This is a genomic window from Actinoplanes sp. NPDC049316 (assembly GCF_040677315.1).
In the GTDB taxonomy this organism is placed as follows: domain Bacteria; phylum Actinomycetota; class Actinomycetes; order Mycobacteriales; family Micromonosporaceae; genus Actinoplanes.
The window spans coordinates 1-21,884 of the sequence record NZ_JBFAQM010000045.1; the positions used below are offsets into that span (position 1 = coordinate 1).

General features: G+C 73.8%; 16 protein-coding genes and 1 pseudogene. 9 read left to right on the plus strand and 8 right to left on the minus strand.

Features of this window, described 5'->3' with window-relative positions:
- Positions 1-355: 355 nt before the first annotated feature.
- Together AB0K03_RS38610 and AB0K03_RS38615 are read left to right on the plus strand one after the other, a co-directional pair.
- The gene (locus AB0K03_RS38610) at positions 356-1,414 is read left to right on the plus strand and encodes a LacI family DNA-binding transcriptional regulator (protein WP_364696269.1); all 1,059 of its coding nucleotides are present in this window, start codon (positions 356-358) and stop codon (positions 1,412-1,414) included.
- 203 nt (positions 1,415-1,617) lie between these two features.
- Positions 1,618-2,244, plus strand: a complete 627-nt coding sequence (locus tag AB0K03_RS38615; RefSeq protein ID WP_364696272.1) for a helix-turn-helix transcriptional regulator — start codon at positions 1,618-1,620, stop codon at positions 2,242-2,244.
- A 441-nt stretch (positions 2,245-2,685) separates the two neighbouring features.
- Here AB0K03_RS38615 and AB0K03_RS38620 read toward each other — a convergent pair whose 3' ends face one another.
- The 3 genes from AB0K03_RS38620 to AB0K03_RS38630 are packed head-to-tail and all read right to left on the minus strand — an operon-like array spanning position 2,686 to position 6,532.
- Positions 2,686-3,786, minus strand: a complete 1,101-nt coding sequence (locus tag AB0K03_RS38620) for an ionic transporter y4hA (protein ID WP_364696275.1) — start codon at positions 3,784-3,786, stop codon at positions 2,686-2,688.
- Between the two features lie 27 nt (positions 3,787-3,813).
- Positions 3,814-4,461: a response regulator transcription factor gene (locus AB0K03_RS38625; RefSeq protein WP_364696278.1), complete on the minus strand. Its 648-nt coding sequence runs from the start codon at positions 4,459-4,461 to the stop codon at positions 3,814-3,816.
- Entirely contained in the window at positions 4,454-6,532 is a 2,079-nt protein-coding gene (locus AB0K03_RS38630; RefSeq protein WP_364696281.1) for a sensor histidine kinase, read from the minus strand. Before AB0K03_RS38630 ends, AB0K03_RS38625 begins: the two co-directional genes overlap by 8 nt.
- A 171-nt stretch (positions 6,533-6,703) precedes the next feature.
- Between AB0K03_RS38630 and AB0K03_RS38635 the strand changes: the two genes are divergently transcribed.
- Positions 6,704-7,339: a hypothetical protein gene (locus tag AB0K03_RS38635; RefSeq protein WP_364696284.1), complete on the plus strand. Its 636-nt coding sequence runs from the start codon at positions 6,704-6,706 to the stop codon at positions 7,337-7,339.
- 173 nt (positions 7,340-7,512) lie between these two features.
- Positions 7,513-8,517, plus strand: a complete 1,005-nt coding sequence (locus AB0K03_RS38640) for a glutathione S-transferase C-terminal domain-containing protein (protein WP_364696287.1) — start codon at positions 7,513-7,515, stop codon at positions 8,515-8,517.
- Positions 8,518-8,707: 190 nt separating this feature from the next.
- Here the strand turns inward: AB0K03_RS38640 and AB0K03_RS38645 are convergent, their stop codons facing one another.
- On the minus strand, positions 8,708-9,202 hold the full coding sequence (locus tag AB0K03_RS38645; protein ID WP_364696290.1) for a MarR family transcriptional regulator: 495 nt from the start codon (positions 9,200-9,202) through the stop codon (positions 8,708-8,710).
- A gap of 91 nt (positions 9,203-9,293) precedes the next feature.
- On the opposite strand from AB0K03_RS38645, the pseudogene AB0K03_RS38650 reads away from it, so the two are divergent.
- Positions 9,294-10,106 (plus strand): annotated as a pseudogene (locus AB0K03_RS38650) (EamA family transporter); the annotation flags it as partial.
- A 112-nt stretch (positions 10,107-10,218) separates the two neighbouring features.
- Here AB0K03_RS38650 and AB0K03_RS38655 read toward each other — a convergent pair.
- Positions 10,219-10,863, minus strand: coding sequence for an NAD(P)H-binding protein (locus tag AB0K03_RS38655; protein ID WP_364696293.1), 645 nt, complete (start codon positions 10,861-10,863; stop codon positions 10,219-10,221).
- A gap of 325 nt (positions 10,864-11,188) precedes the next feature.
- On the opposite strand from AB0K03_RS38655, the gene AB0K03_RS38660 reads away from it, so the two are divergent.
- From AB0K03_RS38660 to AB0K03_RS38675, 4 genes are read left to right on the plus strand one after another with little or no spacing between them, the layout of a single operon-like run.
- Positions 11,189-14,062 (plus strand): SWIM zinc finger family protein, encoded by a 2,874-nt coding sequence (locus tag AB0K03_RS38660; RefSeq protein ID WP_364696296.1) that lies wholly within the window; start codon positions 11,189-11,191, stop codon positions 14,060-14,062.
- The gene (locus AB0K03_RS38665; RefSeq protein WP_364696299.1) at positions 14,059-15,195 is read left to right on the plus strand and encodes an AAA family ATPase; all 1,137 of its coding nucleotides are present in this window, start codon (positions 14,059-14,061) and stop codon (positions 15,193-15,195) included. The genes AB0K03_RS38660 and AB0K03_RS38665 overlap by 4 nt, the downstream gene beginning before the upstream one ends.
- Positions 15,188-17,605, plus strand: a complete 2,418-nt coding sequence (locus AB0K03_RS38670) for a DUF5682 family protein (protein WP_364696302.1) — start codon at positions 15,188-15,190, stop codon at positions 17,603-17,605. Before AB0K03_RS38665 ends, AB0K03_RS38670 begins: the two co-directional genes overlap by 8 nt.
- Positions 17,602-18,777, plus strand: coding sequence for a VWA domain-containing protein (locus tag AB0K03_RS38675; protein ID WP_364696305.1), 1,176 nt, complete (start codon positions 17,602-17,604; stop codon positions 18,775-18,777). Before AB0K03_RS38670 ends, AB0K03_RS38675 begins: the two co-directional genes overlap by 4 nt.
- Before the next feature lie 91 nt (positions 18,778-18,868).
- On the opposite strand, the gene AB0K03_RS38680 is transcribed toward AB0K03_RS38675, so the two are convergent.
- The 3 genes from AB0K03_RS38680 to AB0K03_RS38690 are packed head-to-tail and all read right to left on the minus strand — an operon-like array spanning position 18,869 to position 21,810.
- Positions 18,869-19,702, minus strand: a complete 834-nt coding sequence (locus AB0K03_RS38680) for an aminoglycoside phosphotransferase family protein (RefSeq protein ID WP_364696308.1) — start codon at positions 19,700-19,702, stop codon at positions 18,869-18,871.
- Between the two features lie 24 nt (positions 19,703-19,726).
- Entirely contained in the window at positions 19,727-20,410 is a 684-nt protein-coding gene (locus tag AB0K03_RS38685) for a response regulator transcription factor (protein WP_364696311.1), read from the minus strand.
- On the minus strand, positions 20,407-21,810 hold the full coding sequence (locus AB0K03_RS38690; RefSeq protein ID WP_364696314.1) for a histidine kinase: 1,404 nt from the start codon (positions 21,808-21,810) through the stop codon (positions 20,407-20,409). Before AB0K03_RS38690 ends, AB0K03_RS38685 begins: the two co-directional genes overlap by 4 nt.
- Between the last annotated feature and the right edge of the window lie 74 nt (positions 21,811-21,884).

Genomic DNA, 21,884 nt, shown 5'->3' on the forward strand with positions numbered 1-21,884 from the left:
GACCTTTTCACCCTCATCCACCCCGACCACCCCTCGGGGGGGGGGGGCTGGGGGGCCCCCCCGGTCCCGGCGGGCGGCGGCGCGCGCCGGCCGCCGGCCGCCGGGCCCGGCGGGGTCCGGGCACGACCGCGCGACGCCGGGCCGGGGTGCGGGGACACCGGGTGCTCGGCGGAGGAACGGGTTGGAGAGCGCTTTCCGAAGTCTTACGCCCCCGGTACATGGACGTCAATACGCGGTCGGTTCCGGAACCTTCGCACGCTCAGGGCCACCGCGTGGACGCCCGCGGCGCGCGGTGTCGGAGAGCGCTCTCCAACCTGTGCTATAAAGCTTGCATGCAGACCCGGACCCCCGCCCGATGACCGCCACGAGCGGGCGCGTGCCCGTCGGGGAGCGGCTGCCCACCCTGGAGGACGTGGCCAGGGTCGCCGGGGTCTCCCGGGCCACCGTCTCCCGAGTGGTCAACGGGATCCGCAACGTCGATCCCCAGCTGCACACCGTGGTGTGGGACGCCGTGGAACGCACCGGGTACGTGCCCAACCGGCTGGCCCGGTCGCTGGTCACCCGGCGCACCGGGACGATCGCGCTGGTGGTGTCCGATTCCGAGTCGCACGACGACGATCCGTTCATGGGGCGGTTCTTCGCCGACCCGTATTTCGGCCGGGTCGTGGGCGGGCTGATGAGCGTGCTGCGGGCGGCCGGCATCCAGCTCGCCCTGCAGATCGTCGGCACCGAGCAGCAGCGCGCCCGGCTCGTCGGCGACCTGCGGCACGGTCAGGCCGACGGCGTCGTGGTGCTGTCGCTGCCGGCCCACGATCCGCTACCCCGGATGCTCACCGACGCGGGCGTGCCCGCCGTGATGATCGGGCGGCCGGCTGACCCCGTACCGATCAATTATGTGGACCTCGCCAACGACACCGGGGCGTCCCTCGCGGCCGACCACCTGGTCGGCCGGGGATGTCAGCTCGTCGGCATGATCTCCGGTCCGGCGGACGTGCCGGCGAGCAGCGACCGCATCGCCGGTTTCCGCCGCTCGATGGCGCGGCACGGGCACGCGTGGGTGCCACAGGCGATCGGCAACTTCACCCAGGTGAGCGGCGAGGTGGCGATGCGCGAGCTGCTCGCGGCCCACCCCACCCTCGACGGCGTCTTCGTCGCGAACGACCTCATGGCGCTGGGCGCCCTGCTCGCCCTGCGCGCCGCCGGCCGCGAGGTGCCGGGCGACGTCGCGGTGGTCGGCTTCGACGACAGCAGCGCGGCGGTGGCGGCGAACCCGGCGCTGACCACGATCCGCCATCCCCTCGAGGACATGGCCGCCGAGGCCGCCCGGCTGCTGATGACCCGCATCGACGACGCGACCATGCGGGTGTCGTCGGTGATCTACGAGCCGACACTGGTGCGGCGCGAGTCGGCCTGAGCCGGCGGTCGCACACGGGGACGGCGAGCCGTCCCCAAGCCGGCACCGCCGGCACGGTCCCCGCGACGCGGGGATCCGAGCCGGAGACGCGGCTGGCAGGAGTGCTCCCGGCCTGACGGTTGAACGTCAACCCTGCAGGCGTGCCGGCTGTTCGGGCGTGGCCGTATCGTCGACCTCGAGTGTCAAGCGTGCGGGGTGCTTCCATGTGGCATGAACAGCTCCGCGCCACCCGGCGGGCCGCCGGGTTGTCGCTGCGCGAGCTGGCCGCCCAGGTGCACTACTCCCGCGGGTACCTCCACGACCTGGAGACGGGTCGCCGCCGACCGAATCCCGAGACGGCGGCCCGCCTGGGCCTGGTGCTCGGCGTAGACCTCCCGCTGTCCGACGAGGACGAGCGGCTGTCCTGGACCGCCGCGCACCCTTTCCACCCCGAGCCGGGGTCGGCTGACCACCTGAGCGTGATCCTCGCCGGGCTCCGGCGGCTGGAGGACAACCACCGGGGCGGCAGCCGTGCTCCCGCCGGTGCTGGCCCACGTGGACCTGGTGACCTCGCTCGCGGACGAGGTGCGCGACCGGGACCGCCTCGCGATGGTCGATCAGCTCGGCCAGTGGACCCAGTTCGCGGGCTGGCTCCACGCGGCGACCGGGAATCTCCAGGGGCCGGCGAGTTCTACGGCCGCGCCCTGGGCGCCGCCCTGGGGGCCAACCGGCTGGACCTGGCCGCCACCGCGCTGTCCATGCGCGGACACCTCTCCTGGCAGACCAAGCGGCCCGGCCCGTTGCTCAGCCTCACCGAGGCGGCGCTACGCCAGGCGGTCGGCCCGGTGTGATGGACGCACCGGAAGTGAGGGAGGCGGAACGGTGACGCGACACCGGCGGCGGACCTGGCTACTGACCAGGTGGTCCAAGCGGCAACAACAGGCGGTGCTCGATGCGGCTCGGGCGGCCGAGGAGGTCGAACAGCGGGCGGCCCGGCAGCGGGTGCTGAAGGCGGCCACCGAGCTGTTGCCAGAGGTCCCTCCCGTCGCTGTCCGGCGACAAGTCCGGGACACGCCGCTCCTCACCCCGGGCCAGGCCGCCCGCTCGCGGTGGGCCGACCGATGACCCCCGGCCGGGACCTGGAGAAGCTGCATGAGCGCGGCGAACGCATCGCGGTCCGCTGGCCGGGTGGCCCGTACGACTTCGTGATCCTGTTCGACTACGCCGAGGCCTCCCCTACGGGCTCCACGTTTGCCTGCACCCGGTGGAGGGCGAGGAGCGACCGATAGCGATTAAGGGCTGGCGGCCAGGAAGAGGAAGACCGCCAGCAGTCCGACGTGGATGCCGCCCTGCAGCACGTTCGCCCGGCCCGGCACGACCGTGAGCGTCCCGACCACCACCGTCAGCGCCAGCAGCACCATCTGGGTGCCGCCCAGCCCCAGCAGCAGCGGCCCCTCCAGCCAGATCATCGCGATCGCGATCGCCGGGATGGTCAGGCCGATGCTGGCCATGGCCGAGCCCAGGGCCAGGTTCAGGCTGGTCTGCATGCGGTCGCGGGCGGCCGCGCGGACCGCCGCGATGGTCTCCGGCAGCAGCACGAGCAGGGCGATGACCACACCGACCACGGACTGCGGCAGGCCGGCGCCCTCGACCGCCGATTCGATGGACGGTGAGACGCCCTTGGCGAGGCCGACCACCGCGATCAGCGCGACGAGCAGCAGGCCCAGGCTGGTCAGGGCCGCGCGGCCGGTGGGCGGGTCGACGTGGTCCTCGGCGTCGATCACCTCGCCCGCGGTGGTGATGGGCAGGAAGTAGTCGCGGTGCCGGCGGGTCTGCACGGTCACGAAGAGCAGGTAGAGGCCGAGGGAGGCCACCGCGGCGAAACCCAGCTGGGCCGGGGAGAACTGGGGGCCCGGCCGGCTGGTGGTGAAGCTCGGCAGGACGAGACTGAGCGCGGCGATCGTGGCGACCGCCGCCAGCGCTCCGCCCGTACCCTCCGGGTTGAAGACGGCGATGCGCCGGCGCAGCGCGCCCACCAGCAGGGACAGGCCGAGGATGCCGTTGCAGGTGATCATGACGGCCGCGAAGACGGTGTCGCGGGCCAGCGACTGGGTCTTCTCGCCGCCGCTGATCATCAGGGTGACGATCAGGGCGACCTCGATGACCGTGACGGCGACGGCGAGCACGAGCGAGCCGAAGGGTTCGCCGACCTTGTGCGCGACGACCTCGGCGTGGTGGACGGCCGCGAGCACGGCGCCCGCGAGCAGGATCGCACTGATGATCACCAGGGCCGGCGGCAGCTCGCGGCCCCAGGTCAGGACGAGGGCCACCACCGCGACGATCGGGACGTAGATGGTCCAGCGGGCCAGGTACGTACGGATCTTGGCAGCCATTCGTCAACTCTGCCAGAAACCCCGGTTCTACCGCCCGAGACCCGCGTCTCTTGCCCGCACGATCGCCTCGGCCCGGTCGGCGACCTGAAGCTTGGCGAAGACGTTCGAGACGTTGTTGCGCACGGTCTTCGGCGACAGGAACAGCGCCGCGGCGATCTGGGCGTTGGACCGGCCCGCCGCCAGGAGCTCGAGGATCTCCCGTTCCCGCGCCGTCAGCTGCGGGAAGACCGTGGTGGGCGTCGGCGGCCCGGCCGCGAAGAACTGGGCGATGCGGGCGGCGAGGGTGGCCCCGAAGACCGCGCCGCCGGACGCCACCGTGGTGATCGCGCGGACGATCTCCTCCTGCTCGGCGCCCTTCACCAGATAGCCGCGGGCACCCGCGCGGACCGCCGCGAAGACCGTGCCGTCGTCCTCGCTCATGGTGAGCACCACGATGCCCACGCCCGGCGCCTCCGCGGCAAGCCGCCGGGTGGCCTCGACGCCGTTGAGCTCCGGCATCTGCACGTCCATCACGACCACGTCGGGCAGCAGCCGGGTCGCGGCGGCCACCGCCTCGGCCCCGTTGGCGGCCGTGGCGACCACCTCGATGCCGTCGACGGACGCCAGCAGCATCGCCAGCCCGTCCCGGAAGACGGGGTGGTCGTCGGCGACGACCACCCGGATCGCCTCACCCATGCGCCCCCTCCAGTCCCAGCGGCAGGCGGGCCGTGACCACCGTGCCGCCGCCGTCCGGGCACTCTATCCGGCAGTCCCCGCCCAGCTCGGCGGCGCGCTCACGCAGCGACACGAGGCCCACTCCGGTCGGGGTGCCGGCCGGGATGCCGGCGCCGTCGTCGGCTGTCTCGACGACGAGCTCGTCCGCCGCCCGGGTCAGCAGCACGCGGACCGAGGTCGCGCGGGCGTGCTTGGCCACGTTCGTCAGGGCCTCGGAGACGATCCGGTACGCCGCGACCTCCACCGCCGCGGGCAACCCCGCCAGGTCGTCACCGTCGACCGTGACGGCCAGGCCCGGCGCGCGGAGACGTTCTGCCTGCTGGCGTACGGCGCCCAGCAGGCCGACGTCGTCCAGGGCCGGCGGCCGCAGATCGTGCACCAGCCGCCGGACGTCCGCGACCGCGGTGGTGACGTCCTCGCGGGCCTGGCGCAGCAACGTGTCGGCCTCCTCGGGCTTGCGCGCGGCCAGGTTGCGCGCCGCGTCGATGCGCAGGCCCACGCCGCCGAGGGTGGGGCCGAGACCGTCGTGCAGATCCCGTCGCAGCCGGCGACGCTCCTCCTCGCGCGCGGCGACGATGCGTTCCCGCCCGCGCTGCAGCTCCCCGGCCAGGTACGCGGTCCGCGCGGCGATCGCCGCCTGCCGCACCATGTCCCCCAGCAACCGCTGGTCGCGGGCCGACAGCGACGCCCGTTTCGACGGCAGCAGCAACCGGCCCACGGTCTCACCCCGGTACGCGATCGGCAGCACCTGCACGCGGTCCGGCGCGGTGCCGTAGGTGGCGACGACGCTCTCGCCGCCCGGCCGGTCCACCTCGACGGCGACGTACGGCACCCGAAAGGCGGTGGCGACGCTGCGCGCCACGGCGACCAGCTGCTCCTCCGGGCTGTCGCGGTGCTCGAGCTGCTCGGCCAGGCCCGCGACCACGTCGTACGGGTCGTCGCGGCGGCCCAGCACCAGCCGCCGGACGAGCAGCCACAGCCGTTGGCGCAGCGGCCCGTAGACGGCGGTCACCAGCAGCAGGGCCAGGACGGCGGCGTCGCGTTCGGCGAGCCGCCCGCCGAGGACGGCACCGGCGACGCCGAGCACGCACGCGTCGACGATGAGCACGGAGACGGCCATGGCGGCGTACAGGACCGTGCCGCCCAGCAGCCGGTCGATGTCGACGGCCTGCGGGGCGATGATGCCGATCGCCAGCGCGACGCCGGTGAGGGCCACGGCCGTGGTCAGGGCCACCGACGTCCAACCCTGCGGCAGCACGATGGTGGAGACCATCACCAGCACGTCGACCAGCGCGGCCCACAGCAGCCAGCGCATCCGGGCACGACGGCGGGCGTCACCCGCGGAGCGGCGGTAGCGGCCCACGACCACCACGAACGGCACGACGAGGCTGAGCGGCACGAGCGCCCCGGCGACGGCGAGCAGCACCCGCCACACCCCGTCCGGCAACGGCAGGCTCGCCGGGTCGAGGTTCAGCCCGGCGAAGGCCGCGGGCAGCGGTCCCCCGGCGTCGGCCTGTGCGACGTCCGAGGGGGCGAAGAGCAGGACGGCCGGGAGCAGGGCGGTGCTGGCCAGGCCGGCGATCGAGGCGGTACGCCAGCGCCCGCGGGGCAGCCGGCCGTCCGGGTAGAGCAACAGGATCAGCGGCAGCGACAGCAGCAGCGCCGCACCCAGCCGCTGGTAGATCCAGAACGCGGCGGCCGCGCCGGGCAGCGCCGGTTGCCGCAGGGTCGCGTACGCCAGCCAGGCGCAGGCCAGCCCGTCGTACGCCCAGTGCACCCCGGTGACGACGAGCACCCACGCGACCGGATGCCGGGGCAGCCGGCGCAGCAGCAACGCACCGGGCACGGCGAGGGCGACCCCGGACACCGCGGCTACCCAGCCGAGGTCCAGCCGCGCGACGGCGCGATGCGACGCCGGTACGGCGGCGTCGAGAGCGGCCGCGCCGGCGAGGGCGGCGAGCGTGAGGACGACGGCGGCGACGCCCACGACGGTCGGGGCGGCGCTCCGGCGCGCGGGTGCCTGCGATGTCACCGGGTCATCGTCGCAGCGCAGGTGTCCCGTACGCCCGAGGACCGGTGTCCCGGATTTCCCGGGACACGCTTCGGGACGGGCCCGGGGGCGCGCGGCCCTGCCGGCCCGGGACGCCTCCCCGGAAAAGTTCTCCCCGTCACCGACGACCTCCACTTCCGCAGGGAGAACGACATGAGCATCACCACCACGCCGGCCCCCGCCCGGACCGACGACACCACGCCGTCGCCGGCGCCGGCGACGCTGCGGCGGGCACGCCGGACCGGCTTCGCCGTCGCCGGCGGCGCGCTGATCTGGGCGGCCGCGATGGCCGCGTTCAGCCCGCAGGCCACCGACAACCTCAGCATCACGGTCAACGACCTGGGCGCCCTGCCCTTCCAGGCCTCGCTGTTCGCGCTGGTCACGCTCCAGCTCCGGACCGGGGCCACGGGTACGTCGCGGGTGTCCCGCGGCATGCTCCGCGTCGAGTACGGCCTGCTCACCCTGGCCACGCTCTGGACCGTCGCCCACGGGTTCGTGCCCGCGTTCCGCGACGACGCCTGGCTGAGCGTGCTGGACGCGTTCTGGCCGCTCTCGATGCTGGGCATGTTCATCATCGGCGTGAAGATCGCCTTCGCGGGCCGCTGGACGGGTCTCGCCCGCATCTGGCCGCTGGTCGCGGAGAGCTGGGCGGTCGTGACGGTCCCGGCCATGGGCATCCTCGGCGCGACGGCCGGCCGCTTCGTCGGCACCGGTCACCTGCTCGTCGGGTACGCCACCCTCGGTCTGATCCTGGTGCTGCGCCCGCACCTGACCGGCGCCCGCGACTGACCCGGTTTTGAGAGTGACCACTCGCGCAGGCTGCAGGGCGCGGAGAGCCGTTCAGGAGCCCCCGGGCGACTGGCTCTCCGTGCCCGGCCTCGGCGTGAGCAGCGATCTGTACCCACCACCCGGCTACGACAGTTTCCGCTTTTCAAATCCCGTGACGCGGGGAAGATGACGACATGGCCTACGTCTCCACCTCCGGCGAGTTCAGCCGCGACCAGCGCTACATCGCCACCCGCATCACCGCCGACGGCCGCGACGGCTATCCGGTCGAGCCGGGCCGCTACCGCCTGGTGGTGAGCCGCGCCTGCCCGTGGGCCAACCGCGCGATCATCGTGCGCCGGCTGCTCGGCCTGGAGGACGTGCTCTCCATGGGAATCGCGGGCCCGACGCACGACGAACGCAGCTGGACGTTCGATCTGGACCCCGGCGGCCGCGATCCGGTGCTCGGCATCGAACGGCTCCAGGAGGCGTTCTTCAAGCGCTACCCGGGCTACGACAAAGGCATCACCGTCCCGGCGATCGTGGACGTGCCGACCGGCGAAGTGGTCACCAACGACTTCGCGCAGATGACCCTGGACCTGTCGATGGAATGGGCCGACCACCATCGCGAGGGAGCGCCGGAGCTCTACCCGCCGGAACTGCGCAACGACATCGACGACATCAACAAGTACGTCTTCGCCGACGTCAACAACGGCGTCTACCGGGCCGGCTTCGCGGGCTCGCAGGAGGCGTACGAGAAGGCGTACCACCGCCTCTTCGACCGCCTCGACAAGCTCACGGACCGCCTCTCTCAGCAGCGCTACCTGGTCGGGGACACGATCACGGAGGCGGACGTCCGGCTGTTCACGACCCTGGTGCGCTTCGACCCGGTGTACCACGGGCACTTCAAGTGCAACCGGAGCAGACTCACGGAGATGCCGGTGCTGTGGGCGTACGCCCGGGACCTGTTCCAGACGCCCGGCTTCGGCGACACGATCGATTTCGTCCACATCAAGCGGCACTACTACGAGGTCCACCGGGACATCAATCCGACCGGGATCGTGCCGGTGGGCCCGGATCTGAGCAATTGGCTCAGCGAGCACGGGCGGGAGAAGCTGGGCGGACGGCCGTTCGGGGACGGCACACCTCCGCCCCCGCCGAAGGCCGAGGAGGTCGTGCCGGAGGGGCACGGGGCTTCCTGAGCCGGCTTCTGCGCGGGCGCCTGGTCGTCCGGCAAACGGCCGTGGTCGGCTTTCGGGCCTCCGGTTGACCGTCTCGCGCGGAGCGCGGGCGTCCGCGCGGCCCGTTTGCGCGCGACCGGAATCGGCGAGCCTGCCTGTTTCCGCACCGAGCGCCTTCCAGGCCGTCCACTCTTGGCGCCGGCCGCCTTCGTCAGAGGCCGCGGGGTGCGAGGGTCTCGCGAAGCAGGTCCGCGAGCTGTTTCTGCTTGCCCGGCGGCAGATGCGAGAGCAGCCGCCGCTGCTCGGCGAGACCGGCGCCGACCGCCTGGTCGATGACGTCGCGGCCCTTCGTCGTCAGCTGGACCTGGACGCTGCGCCGGTCCGTGGGCGACGGCAGGCGTACGACCAGGCCTGCGCGCTCGAGCCGGTCGAGCCGGGCGGTCGTGCCGCCGGTGCTGAGCATCATCGACGCGGCCAGGGCTCCCGGTGAGAGCTGGAACGGCTCGCCGGCGCGGCGCAGGGTCGCCAGGACGTCGAACTCGGGGCGGCCGATCCCGTACGGCGCGTACGCCTGCTCCACCGCGTCGCCCGCCAGGCGGGACAGGCGGAAGATCCGGCCGAACACGGCCATCGCCGTGGTGTCCAGGTCGGGGCGCTCCGCGCGCCACTGGTCGATGATCCGGTCGACTCCGTCGGTGGTGCTCACCCGACCATTATCTCGACGTCGAACTTCTTGACAAGAAGAAAACCGTGGCGGAGTCTCTTGATGTCGAGATACTTGACGTGGAGGTAATGCCATGCGCTCGCCGGTGCTGCTCGTGACCGCCCTGACCCCTGTCGCATGGGGCACCACGTACGTGGTGACGACCGAGTTCCTCCCCGCGGGGCGGCCGTTCCTCGGCGGGGCGTTGCGGGCGCTGCCCGCGGGTCTTCTCCTGCTGGCGCTGACCCGGCGATTGCCGCGCGGCGACTGGTGGTGGCGTTCCGTGGTGCTCGGGACGCTCAACATCGGGCTCTTCTTCGGTCTGCTGTTCGTCAGCGCCTACCGGCTGCCCGGCGGCATGGCGGCTGTGCTCGGTGCGGCGCAGCCCCTGGTCGTCGCCGGCCTCACGGTGCTGGTGCTGCGCAAACGGGTGTCGATGCGTACGGTTCTCTGCGCGGTCGCCGGCGCGGCAGGAGTGACCCTCGCCGTTCTCACCGCGACCGCGCGCCTGGATCCGATCGGGATCGCCGCCGGGTTGGCCGGCACCGCCTCGATGGCGCTCGGAATCGTGCTGACCAAACGGTGGGGGCAGCCCGGCGTCTCACCGCTCACCGTGACGGCGTGGCAGCTGACGGCGGGCGGCCTGCTGCTGGCGCCGCTGACGCTCGTGCTGGAGGGGCCACCGCCCGCGCTGACGGCTGCGAACGTCGCGGGGTACGCGTATCTGTCGCTGGTCGGCACCGCGCTCGCGTACACGGTCTGGTTCCGCGGCCTGGACCGCCTGCCGGCCACGCGGGTCTCCCTGCTCGCGCTGTTGTCACCGCTGGTCGCGACGGCGCTGGGCTGGGCGGCGCTGGGGCAGGCGCTCTCCGCGCCGCAGGTGGCCGGCATGGTGCTGGCATTCGGCGCTGTGGTGGTCGGCGCGTCGGCCCGCGACTCTGACGGCGGGGCAGGCGTCGGGGTCCGCCACGACGATCGAGACCTGCCGGGCACGGGGGCGGGCGCGCGGGAACCCGGCGCTAGCGGAGGTCGGTGTTCTCGACGATCCGGGTCGGGAAGCCCGTACGAGCCGCGCGCAGCATCGCCTTGCCGAGCCGGTCGGTTGTCGTCGCGTACCGCGGCAGGTAGCGGACCAGCAAAGGGGTGAGCGGGGCCATCACCGTGTAGACAGCGCGGTACAACCGGGTCTTCGAGGTCGCGCCGTGCGTCGGCTGGATGAACCCGGGGCGGAAGCCGTACCCGTGCTTGAAGAGCTTGATGACCTCCAGCTCGGTGCGGCCCTTCACCCGCGCCCACATCGCCCGGCCGTCCACATCGGTCCCCGCGCCGGAGACGTAGATGAAAGTCATGCCGGGGTTGTGCTTCGCGAGCGTGCGGGCCGCCGCGACCGGATAGTCGTAGGAGACACGCGTGTACGTCGCCTCGTCGACGCCGGCCGACGAGATGCCGAGGCAGTAGAAGCACGCGTCGTACCCGTCGAGCCGGTCGTCGATCGGGGTGAGGTCGGCGAAGTCACCCAGCGTGATCTCGGTCAGCTTGGGGTGACGTACGCCCGTCGGCTTGCGCACCACCGCGAGCACCTCGTCCACGTCCTGCGCCAGCAGACTCTCGCGGAGCGCGCCCTGGCCGACCATGCCGGTCGCGCCGAAGATGATGACCTTCATTCCTCGTCCTTCGTCAGCAGCGGGACGGCTCGGGTGATGATCGTGCACCGGCGCAGGACCCCGTCCGGCAGGGACCGGGACCTGAGGAAAGCCCGCCGGGGTTTCCTTTCCGGGGATGCCGCAGCGCCGGGACCCGGCCCACCGGCCGGGGCGCGCAGCCGGGCCGGACGTCCGGATGGAACGAGCGCGGACGGGCGTCCACGACGCGGGCGCCGGGGACCGCCAGCATACGCCGCCGACCGGCCGGCCACCTGTCATTCCGCCCGTGAGCTGGGACGTCACCCGTCCGGCGGAAAACGTCGTACCCGGCTTCTACAGTGCTCCGGTGCCCGTTGAACGATGGTCCGCAGCCCAGGTCACCGCCGTCGCCCCCGACGCCGGGTCGCTCAAGGGCGCCCGCAGCGTCAGCTCTCCCGGGAAGTGGCAGGAGTGCGGCCTGCTCGACGACGTGCTGTGGGGGCTGTGCAAGGGCAGCGGCAAGAATCCGTACCAGGTGTGCGTGGACCTGTCCGGTCCGGCGTACAAGTGCTCCTGCCCGAGCCGTAAGTTCCCCTGCAAGCACGCGCTGGGCCTGCTGCTGATGTGGGCCGAGGGCGGTGCTGCCGACCCGGCCGCCACGCCGCCCGCGTTCGTCGCGGAATGGCAGGCGGGCCGCGCCGCGCGGGCCGCCAAGGCGGCCGCCCCGAAGAGCGCCGGACCGGCCGACCCGGCCGCCGCGGAGAAGCGCGCCCGCCAGCGCGAGGACCGGGTCGCGGCCGGCATGGCGGAGCTGAGCCGGTGGCTCGACGATCAGGTGCAGCACGGGCTGGCGGCCGCCGAGCAGGCCGGTCACCGCCCGTTCGACACGATGGCCGCCCGGCTCGTCGACGCCCAGGCCCCGGCCGCCGCGTCCGCGGTAAGGCGGCTGGGCAGCGTGGCCGGGATCGGTCCGTCCTGGGCCGACCGGCTCCTCGGCGACCTGGCGATGCTGCGGTTGCTGGTCGCCGGCCACGAACGTCTCGACGCCCTCCCGCCCGACCTGGCGGCCACCGTGCGGGCGCGGATCGGTTTCCCCGTCGCCACGGAGGACGTCCTCGCCACACCCGCCGTGCACGACCACTGGCAGGTGCTCGGCCGGACCGACAGCGACGACGGCACGATCACCACGCGGCGCATCTGGCTGCTCGGTGTCGAGAGTGGACGGTTTGCGCTGCACCTGTCGTTCGCCGCGCCGGGGCAGACGCTCGCCGCGGATCTGGTGCCCGGCACGTCGTTCGATGCCGACCTGTGCTTCTATCCCGGGGCCGCGCCTCTGCGCGCGCTGCTCAAGGACCGGCAGACCACACCGCGCCCGATGGCCGCGCCCGTCGGCGCGACGGGCCTGCGGGAAGCGTTGAGCCGCTGGACCGACGTGCTCGCCGCCGAGCCGTGGCGTCACGACGTGCCCATGCTGCTCGCCGGCGTCGCACCCAGCGCGGACGGGCATCTCACCGACGCAGCGGGCGAGTCGCTGCCGCTGGCCGCGGGTCACCGGGAGCCCTGGTGGTTGCTGGCCGCCGCCGGCGGCGCGCCTGCGACCGTCGCCGCGGAATGGACACCGGCGGGGCTGCGGCCGCTCTCGGCGTGGGTGGACGGCAGGTTCGTCCCCGCGGCGCCCGGCGTCTTCGACGGCAGCGCGCCCCGCGCTCCCGAGCTGCCGCCCGACCTGCTGGCCACCGCGCTCGTCGGCACGGCGCGCCGGCCCTGGACGTCCTCCACAGTGGTCGTCGGTGACCGGCCGCTGCCCGTCGGGGCCGGGAGCTCCCTGCTGGAGTCGGCCGCGGCCGCCCTCGTCTACCGCCGGGCCGGCACGACGCCGGCCGGCGGGCATCCGGCCGTCGAGCCCTCCCCCGCCGAGACCGACCGGCCGCTGCCCGCCGCGGCCGGTGCGCGGCTGCTGCGGCTGTTGACCGACGGCGGGGCGCCCGGCGGGACCCAGCAGGTGCAGGAGTTGCTCGCTCAGTGGCTCACGGCTGCCGCCTCGCATGGCGGGCACGTGCCACCGGAGTCGCTGCCGGCATTGCTGGACGCCGGCCGCCGCAACACCGTGATCCGGCCGGCTGTCGGCCGGGTGGCGGGTCAGCGCGGCTCCTGGCTGGCCGCCATGCGGCCCGACTGGCGGTGGTTGCGCGACGAGGCGCCGGGCACGCCCGTCGCCGAGGATCCTGCGGTCTGGCAGACGGGTACGGGCGGAGAACGGCTGGCCCACCTCACCCGGCTGCGCGAGGCCGACCCGGCCGCCGGGCTCGCCCTGCTGCGCAGCACCTGGGGCACGGAGGCGCCGGAGGACCGCGCGCGGTTCGTCGGCGCGCTGCGCACCGGTCTCTCCCCCGCCGACGACGAGTTCCTGGACACGGTGCTGGACGACCGCCGCAAGGAGGTGCGCGAGGCCGCCCTGGACCTGCTGCAACGACTGCCCGGGTCGACCCTCGGTCGCCGGATGGCCGAACGTGCCGTCGCCGCCGTACGCCTCGAGCGCCGTACCTTCGGCCGCGACCGGCTCGTGGTCACGCCGCCGGCCGAGCTGACCCCCGAGCTGCGCCGCGACGGGGTGGCCGCGCAGCCCGCCCGCGGCACCGGCGTCCAGGCGTGGCTGCTGGAGGAGGTCGTCGCCGGCACGCCGCCGGCCACCTGGACCGAGGCGTTCGGCCGGGACCCCTCGGCCGTCGTGGACCTCGCCCGCGGCAACGACTGGGAGACGCCGCTGCTGCACGGCTGGGCGAAAGCGGCGATCGTGCAGGGCGACTCGGCCTGGGCCGCGGCGCTCGTGCACAACGACACCCGGGAGAACACCGCCGGGCTGCGCGAGGCGGTGCGCTGGGACCTGCACCTGCTGCTGCCCCCGGCCGACCTCGCGCGGATCGCCGCCGACTTCCTGCGCCGCGAGGACCACCTCGCTCATCGGCTCCTCGCCGTCCATCCCGGCGTGTGGCCCGACGAGCTCGCCGTCGCGGTCGTCGAGACGATCGCGCACCGGGCCCGTACCGACCGGCACAGCTGGCAGCTCGCGGAGCTGTGCCGGGCCGCCGCGCTCGCCATGCCACCCGCGTACGCGACGCACCTCGCCACGCTCGCGGCTCAGCTCGACCAGGATTCCGCCGACCCCTCGCGGGTACGCCCGGTGGCCGAGCTGGCCCGCATCCTCACCTTCCGCCACGAGATGCTCCAGGAGTTCCAGTGACCGACCGCACCGAACAGCGCCTCCCGCAGGCTCCCGGCGACGCCGGGGAGGGCGCGTCCGGTAAGCCCGGCCCGACGGCTCTGCGCCCGCACGCCGAGGACCAGTACGCCGACGAGCTGGCCCTGCTCGCCGCGACCGACGACCGGCCCCGCCCGCCCGGCTGGCGGCTGTCCCCGCAGGCGGTCGTGACGTACCTGCTCGGCGACGGCGCGAAGATCACCCCGAAGTACGTCGGCCCGCGCCGGCTCATGGAGGTGGCGGTCTCCACCCTGGTCACCGACCGTGCGCTGCTGCTGCTCGGCGTGCCCGGCACCGCCAAGACCTGGGTGTCCGAGCACCTCGCCGCGGCGATCAGCGGAGACTCGACGCTGCTGGTGCAGGGCACGGCGGGCACGGCGGAGGAGGCCATCCGGTACGGCTGGAACTACGCCCGCCTGCTCGCCGAGGGCCCGTCCGAGGCGGCCCTGACCCCCAGCCCGGTCATGCGTGCCATGCAGACCGGCGCGATCGCCCGCCTCGAGGAGCTCACCCGCATCCCGTCCGACGTGCAGGATGCGCTGATCACGATCCTCTCCGAGAAGACGCTGCCGGTGCCGGAGCTCAATACCGAGGTCCAGGCGCAGCGCGGCTTCAACCTCATCGCCACCGCCAACGACCGCGACCGCGGCGTCAACGAGCTGTCCAGCGCGCTGCGCCGGCGGTTCAACACGGTCGTGCTGCCGGTGCCCGCCTCGGCCGACGACGAGGTCGAGATCGTCGCGCGCCGCGTCGCCCAGATGGGCCGCTCGCTCGACCTGCCGGAGGTGCCCGCCGCCCTGGAGGAGATCCGCCGCGTGGTGACGGTCTTCCGCGAGCTGCGCAGCGGCATGACCGAAGACGGCCGCACCAAGCTCAAGTCGCCGACCGGCACGCTCTCCACCGCCGAGGCCATCTCCGTCATCACCAACGGTCTCGCGCTGGCCGCCCACTTCGGCGACGGCACCCTGCACCCGGGCGACGTCGCCGCCGGCATCGTCGGCGCGGTGGTCAAGGACCCGGTGTCGGACAGCGTGGTGTGGCGCGAATACCTGGAGACGGTGATCCGCGAACGCAGCGACTGGCGTGACTTCTACCGCGCGGCCCGCGATGCCTGACAGCACCCGGTCCGCGACGCTCGAGGCCGCGCCGCCCGCGGTGGGCGAGCGGCTCTACGGCATCCGGCATCACGGCCCGGGGTCCGCCCGTGCGGTGGTGGCCGAGCTGGACCGGCAGCGCCCGTCGATCCTGCTCGTCGAAGGGCCGCCGGAGGCCGACGACCTGGTGCGCTGGGTCGCCGACGAGGGCCTGCAGCCACCGGTCGCGCTGCTCGGCTATGCGGCGGACGATCCGCGGCGGTCGGCGTTCTGGCCGTTCGCCGTGTTCTCGCCGGAATGGCAGGCGATCCGGTGGGCGGTGACGAACGGCGTGCCGGTCCGGTTCTTCGACCTGCCGTATGCGTACCGGCTGACGGACACACGCACGCCGGACACGCCGCCGGCCGCGGGACCGCCGTCCCCGGGTGGTCAGGCGGCCCCGGGCGGTGGGGTCCTTCCCTCGGCCGGCGGACCGTCGTCTGTGGACGACGACGTCCCGTCGGCCGCACCGGAACCCGAGAATGCGGGCCGGCCGGCGGCCGGGAGCACGGCTCAGCCGCCGGCAGAGGACGAGGCCGAGACCGTGGACCAGCCGCCGGCCAGGTTCCGGCCGGTCGATCCGATCGGTGAGCTGGCGCGCGCCGCCGGGTACGACGATCCGGAGCGGTGGTGGGAGGACGTCGTCGAGCATCGGGGCATGCCCGCGTTCGAGGCGATCGCCGAGGCGATGGCCGCGATCCGCGAGTCGTCACCCGAGGATCCCGAGGATCTGGTGCGCGAGGCGTACATGCGGACCGTGCTGCGGGAGGTGCGGCGAACGCATCAGAACATCGCCGTGGTGTGCGGTGCCTGGCATGTGCCCGCACTGGCTCGCAAGGTTGCCGTCAAGGACGATGCCGCGCTGCTCAAGGGGCGGAAGAAGACGAAGGTCACCTTCACGTGGGTGCCGTGGACGTACGGGCGGCTCGCCTCGTGGTCCGGGTACGGGGCCGGGGTCCGGTCGCCCGGCTGGTACCACCACCTGTTCGCCACCGGGTCCGATGTGGTCCCGCGGTGGCTGGTCGACGCCGCCGGGGTGTTGCGGGCCGAGGGGGTGCCGACGTCGTCCGCGCACGTCATCGAGGCGACGCGGCTGGCCGAGGCCCTCGCCACCCTGCGGGGCCGGCCGCTCGCCGGGCTCGCCGAGGTCACCGAGGCCGCCGAGGCGGTGATGTGCGACGGGGAGCCGTTGCGCACCGAGCTGATCGGGCGGCGACTCGTCGTCGGGGAGCGGCTGGGCGCGGTGCCCGACGACATGCCCGCCGTACCGTTGGCCAAGGACCTGGCCGCGCAGCAGCGGGCCGTACGCCTCAAGCCGGAGGCCCTGGAACGGTCCCTCGAGCTGGACCTGCGCCGCGACATCGACCTGGCACGCAGCCGGCTGCTGCACCGGATGCGCGCGATCGGCGTGCCGTGGGGTGAGCCCGACACCGCGCGGCGCGGCACCGGCACGTTCCGGGAGCAGTGGCGGCTGCGGTGGCTACCCGACTTCGCGGTCCAACTGGTCGAGGGCAGCATGTACGGCACGACCGTGGCGGCCGCCGCGACCACGAAGGTGACCGACGCCGCCCGCGACGCCGCCACGCTCGGGGACGTGACCGCGCTGGTCGAGGTGTGCCTGCTCGCCGATCTGGGTGACGCGTTTCCGCCGGTGCTCGCCGCGCTCGACGCCCGGGCCGCCGTCGACGCCGACCTCAACCATCTGATGGCCGCGATCCCCGCGCTCGCCCGCACGTTGCGGTACGGCGACGTGCGCCGTACCGATGTCGCGGGCCTGGAGTCGGTGGCCGCCGGGCTGCTCACCCGGGTGTGCGCGGGCTTGCCCGCGGCGGTGGGTTCGCTGTCCGACGAGGCCGCGAAGGAGCTGCGCACCCATGTCGACGGGGTGCACCGGGCGGTCGGCCTGCTCGACGACGACGAGCTGCGTGACCGCTGGCTGGCCACGCTGGAGTCGGTGTCACGCCGCGCCGACCTGCACGGGTTGCTCGCCGGCCGGCTGACGCGGCTGTTGCTGGACGCGGGCCGCCTCGAGACCACCGAGGTGCGGCGGCGATTGCGGCTGCCGCTGACGATCGGCACACCACCCGCGCACGGCGCCGCGTGGGTGGAGGGCTTCCTGTCCGGGGGCGGGCTCCTGCTCGTGCACGACGACGCGCTGCTGGCGTTGCTCGACGAGTGGCTCGCCGACATCCCGGCGGACGCCTTCGACGACGTGCTGCCGCTGCTGCGCCGGACGTTCGGGGCGTTCGCCACCGGTGAGCGCCGCGCGATCGGTGAACGGATCGCCGGCACCGGGGCGCGCGGCGCGGAGACACCGGTGGAACTGGATCACGAAAGGGCGGCGCGGGCGCTGCCCACGCTGGGGATTCTCTTGGGCAGGGAGGTCGGATGACCGGCATCGAAGACCCGGCGCGGCGCGAGCGCCTGCGCCGGTGGCGGCTCGTGCTGGGTGGCCCGGCCGACGAAGCCCTGGGTACGGCGGAGGGCCGCGACGCACGCATGGACGCCGCATTGGCCGCGCTCTACGACGGTACGGGCGAGAGCGAGGGCACGCGCACGTCCCGGTCCGCGGGGCTGGGCGGGTCCGCACCGAAGGTGGCCCGCTGGCTCGGCGACATCCGTGAGTACTTCCCCAGCACGGTCGTGCAGGTCATGCAGGCCGACGCGATCGAGCGCCTGGATCTGACCAGGCTGCTGCTCGAACCCGAGATGCTGCAGGCAGTGGAACCGGACGTCCACCTCGTCGGGACGCTGCTGTCGCTCAACCGGGTCATGCCGGAACAGACGAAGGACGCGGCCCGTCAGGTCGTCCGCCGGGTCGTCGCCGACCTGGAGCAGCGGATCAGCCAGAAGACCCGGGCGGCGATCAGCGGGGCGCTCAACCGCGCGGCCCGGATCAACCGTCCGAAGCTGACGGACATCGACTGGGACCGTACGATCCGCGCCAACCTGAAGCACTATCAGGCGCAGCACCGTACGGTCATCCCGGAACGGCTCGTGGGCTACGGCCGCCGCACCACCGCGATCCAGCGCGACGTCGTCCTCTGCGTCGACCAGTCCGGCTCCATGGCGGCGTCGGTGGTGTTCTCCGGCGTGTTCGGCGCCGTGCTCGCCTCGATGCGGTCGCTGAAGACGTCGCTGGTGGTGTTCGACACGGCGGTCGTCGACCTGACCGACCAGCTCGCCGACCCGGTGGAGGTGCTGTTCGGCACCCAGCTCGGCGGTGGCACCGACATCAACCGCGCCATCGCGTACGGCCAGCAGCTCATCACCCGCCCCCGGGACAGCATCTTCGTGCTGATCAGCGACCTGTACGAGGGCGGCGTCCGGGAACAGATGCTGCGGCGGGTGGCGGAGATGACGGCGGCCGGGGTGCAGGTGGTGGTGCTGCTGGCGCTGTCGGACGAGGGCGCGCCGGCGTACGACCACGAGAACGCCGCGGCGCTGGCGGCCATGGGGGTGCCGGCGTTCGCGTGCACGCCCGACGCGTTCCCGGATCTGATGGCGGCGGCCATCGAACGGCGGGATCTCATGGCGTTCGCGCAACGGCTCGCGGACAAGTAGATGGAGGCGGCGGCTGGACGGGGCAAGCCCGTCGGGAACGGCGCAGCGGTACGTGCGCTCGGGCGTCACGACCGTGTGTCGCCGCCCTGGCTCACGGCTGGAAGAGCCAGGAGAGGGCGGTGAGGCTCTTGGTCGCGTACTCGTGACGGCCGGTTTCGATCCCGTAGGCGAGGTCGGCGACGAGACCGCAGCGGGCATGGAACCAGACCCGCTGGACCGCCGCCGGGTCCTCCGGCGGCGAGGCGGCCGCGAGGGCGGCCGGGCCGAGGTCGCGCAGGATGAGGCCGTAGTCGCGGGCCGGGTCGCCGACCGCGGCGTCGCTCCAGTCGATGACGCCGGTCACCGTGCCCGTGCCGGGGTCGACGAGCACGTGCTCGATGCCGAGGTCCTGGTGCGAGAACACCAGCACCGGCGCGGGCTCCGGCGGCGGGGTGGCGAGGAACGCCGCGACGGCCGCACGGTACGCCGCCGGCACCCGCTCGGCGACCGACGGCCACAGCTCGCGCGCCTCGGCCAGCCACTCCTCCGGCGGCGCGTCGTCCACCTGGGCGAAGCCGGCGACCCGCTCGGGCGGCACGGCGTGCAGGGCCGCGAGGAGAGCGCCGAGCTGCGCCGCCACGTCCGGGCGAGGCTCGACGGCGATGAGCGGTACGCCGGGCAGCCGCGGCCAGGCCAGGCAGCCGCCGCGAGGGTCGGCGAAGATCGGATGAGGCACGGGCACCGGCGAGATGCCGGCCACGAACTCCAGCAACCGAGCCTCCGCGCCCACATCGACCCCAACCCCGCCGCCGACCGTGCCCGCAGCCGGCGCAGGTGGTTCCGCGTCGGCCGCCGGGGCTCGGCGGAAGCGGACCACGAGGTCGCCGTTCAGCAGGTACGCGTTGTGCTCCAGCCCCGCGCCCAGCGGCTCCACCGTAGGAAACACCCGTCGACCGTAGCCCCCACGCCGCTACGGGGTGACGAGTCCTGTCCGGTACGCGATGACGACCAGTTGCGCCCGGTCGCGGGCGCCCAGCTTGACCATGGCGCGGCTCACGTGCGTACGGGCGGTGGCCGGGCTCAGGAACAATGCCGCCCCGATCTCGTCGTTGCGCAGTCCCTGGCCGACGAGCGCCACCACCTCGCGTTCGCGGTCGGTGAGGACGGCGAGCCGGTGCGAGGCTGCCTTGTCGGCCGTTCGCCGGGCCGTGAACTGGGCGATGAGCCGTCGCGTGACGGCCGGTGCGAGCAGGGCGTCTCCCGCGGCCACCACGCGGACGGCGTGCAGCAGCTCCGCGGGGCCGGCGTCCTTGAGCAGGAAGCCGCTGGCGCCGGCCTCCAGGCCCTCGAAGACGTACTCGTCGGTGTCGTACGTGGTCAGGATCAGGATGTGCACCCCGTGCAGCCCGGCCGTGGCGGCGACCTCCCGGGTGGCCTGAATGCCGTCCATCCCGGGCATGCGGATGTCCATGAGCACCACATCGGGGCGCAGGGCGCGGGCCTGTGCCACGGCTTCGGCGCCCGTGGTGGCCTCCCCGACGACCGTGATGCCGTCCTCGCTGTCGAGGAGCAGCCGGAAGCCGGACCGTACGAGGCGTTCGTCGTCGGCCAGCACGACCGTCACGGGCCGCGCCGGGATGCCCGGGCCGGTCATGCGTTCGCCGTTGCGGTGGAGGTGAGCGGCAGCGTGGCGGTGACAGCGAACCCTCCGCCGTCCCGCGGACGGGCGTCGAGGTCCCCGCCCAGCAGCCGGCAGCGCTCGCGCATGCCCGTTATCCCGCGGCCCGGCCCACCGGGATCCGGGCCTGCCGGGGACGGTCCGGCCGCTGCGGAGGCGGGCCGCCGAGGCGCGGCACGGGTGGGGCGCGGGCCCTCGTCGGTCACCCGGATCCGCACCTCGTCGGCGTCGTAGTCGACGGCCACCGTGACCCGCGTCGGCCCGGCGTGGCGGATCACGTTGGTGATCGACTCCTGCAGGATCCGGTATACGGCGCTGCCCACGGCCGTCGGCACGGCCGGGGGCGCGGACGCCGCTTCCAGCCGTACGTCGAGGCCGGCCGCGCGCGCCGCGGTGGTGAGCTCGCCGATCTCGCCGAGACCGGGGTGCGGGGCCCGCCCGTCGCCGGCGCCGCGCAGCACTCCCAGGATGGTCCGCATCTCCTGCAACGCCCGCGCACTGGTCTGCTCGATGACCTCGAGAGCCTCCCGCGCCCGATCCGGCGGTCGCCCGGCCTGGGACCCGGCACCACCGCCGGCGGGCCCAGCATCGGCAAGAGCCTCGGACCCAGCACCACCGCCGGCGGGCCCGGCAACGGCAAGAGCCTCGGACCCAGCACCACCGCCGGCGGGCCCGGCAACCGCAGGAGCATCAGGACCAGCGCCACCGTCCCGGGCGAGCACGTGGGCGGTCACCCCCGCCTGGACGTTGATCACCGCGATCGCATGCGCCACCGTGTCGTGGACCTCGCGGGCGATCCGGAGGCGTTCCTCGGCAACCCGGGCCGACGCCTCCCGCTCCCGGGTTCGTTCCGCCAGTTCGGCCCGCTGCACCGCTTCGGCCGCGATGACCTTCCGGGTACGGACGCTTTCGCCGAGGGCCGCGCTCATCACCGAGGCGCCGATGCGGAAGAACACCCAGCCGATCGCGGCCGGCGGCTGGATGCCGTCGGCCGCGATCAGCCAGACGGTGGCGAGGACGGCGATCCCGGTTCCGGCCACGATCAGCGACCGGCGTCCGTCGCCGAGGGCGGTGAGGGTGTAGAGGGCCACGAAGAGGCCGAGCCAGCCCGGCCCGTCCGGGAAGCCGAGGACGTAGTAAGCCACGCTGATCAGCGCGGTCGTGGCGAAGACGGCGACGGGCCGGCGGCGGCGTACGGCGATGACCGCGCCGCCCGCGATCAGCAGGACGTAGCCGAGGTGGCCGAGGTCCGTCAGCGGGCGCACGACCGTTCCGGGGTCGCCGTGCGTACGCGAGACCGTGCCCTGGACCTGCATGACGACGACGAACAGTGCCAGCAGCAGGTCCTGCGCCCACACGGGCGGGCGGTACGGCATGCCGTGAGTCTAGGAGCCCGGCACCCGCACCGGATCCTCCCGGCGGCGTAGCGGCGTACGTCGAGCTGCGTATG

Excerpts from the sequence above, each read along its gene's own strand:
- AB0K03_RS38610 (WP_364696269.1), top strand. The coding sequence starts at position 356 with ATGACCGCCACGAGCGGGCGCGTGCCCGTCGGGGAGCGGCTGCCCACC.
- AB0K03_RS38615 (WP_364696272.1), top strand. The coding sequence starts at position 1,618 with ATGTGGCATGAACAGCTCCGCGCCACCCGGCGGGCCGCCGGGTTGTCG.
- AB0K03_RS38620 (WP_364696275.1), bottom strand. The coding sequence starts at position 3,786 with ATGGCTGCCAAGATCCGTACGTACCTGGCCCGCTGGACCATCTACGTC.
- AB0K03_RS38625 (WP_364696278.1), bottom strand. The coding sequence starts at position 4,461 with ATGGGTGAGGCGATCCGGGTGGTCGTCGCCGACGACCACCCCGTCTTC.
- AB0K03_RS38635 (WP_364696284.1), top strand. The coding sequence starts at position 6,704 with ATGAGCATCACCACCACGCCGGCCCCCGCCCGGACCGACGACACCACG.
- AB0K03_RS38640 (WP_364696287.1), top strand. The coding sequence starts at position 7,513 with ATGGCCTACGTCTCCACCTCCGGCGAGTTCAGCCGCGACCAGCGCTAC.
- AB0K03_RS38655 (WP_364696293.1), bottom strand. The coding sequence starts at position 10,863 with ATGAAGGTCATCATCTTCGGCGCGACCGGCATGGTCGGCCAGGGCGCG.
- AB0K03_RS38670 (WP_364696302.1), top strand. The coding sequence starts at position 15,188 with ATGCCTGACAGCACCCGGTCCGCGACGCTCGAGGCCGCGCCGCCCGCG.
- AB0K03_RS38675 (WP_364696305.1), top strand. The coding sequence starts at position 17,602 with ATGACCGGCATCGAAGACCCGGCGCGGCGCGAGCGCCTGCGCCGGTGG.
- AB0K03_RS38685 (WP_364696311.1), bottom strand. The coding sequence starts at position 20,410 with ATGACCGGCCCGGGCATCCCGGCGCGGCCCGTGACGGTCGTGCTGGCC.
- AB0K03_RS38690 (WP_364696314.1), bottom strand. The coding sequence starts at position 21,810 with ATGCCGTACCGCCCGCCCGTGTGGGCGCAGGACCTGCTGCTGGCACTG.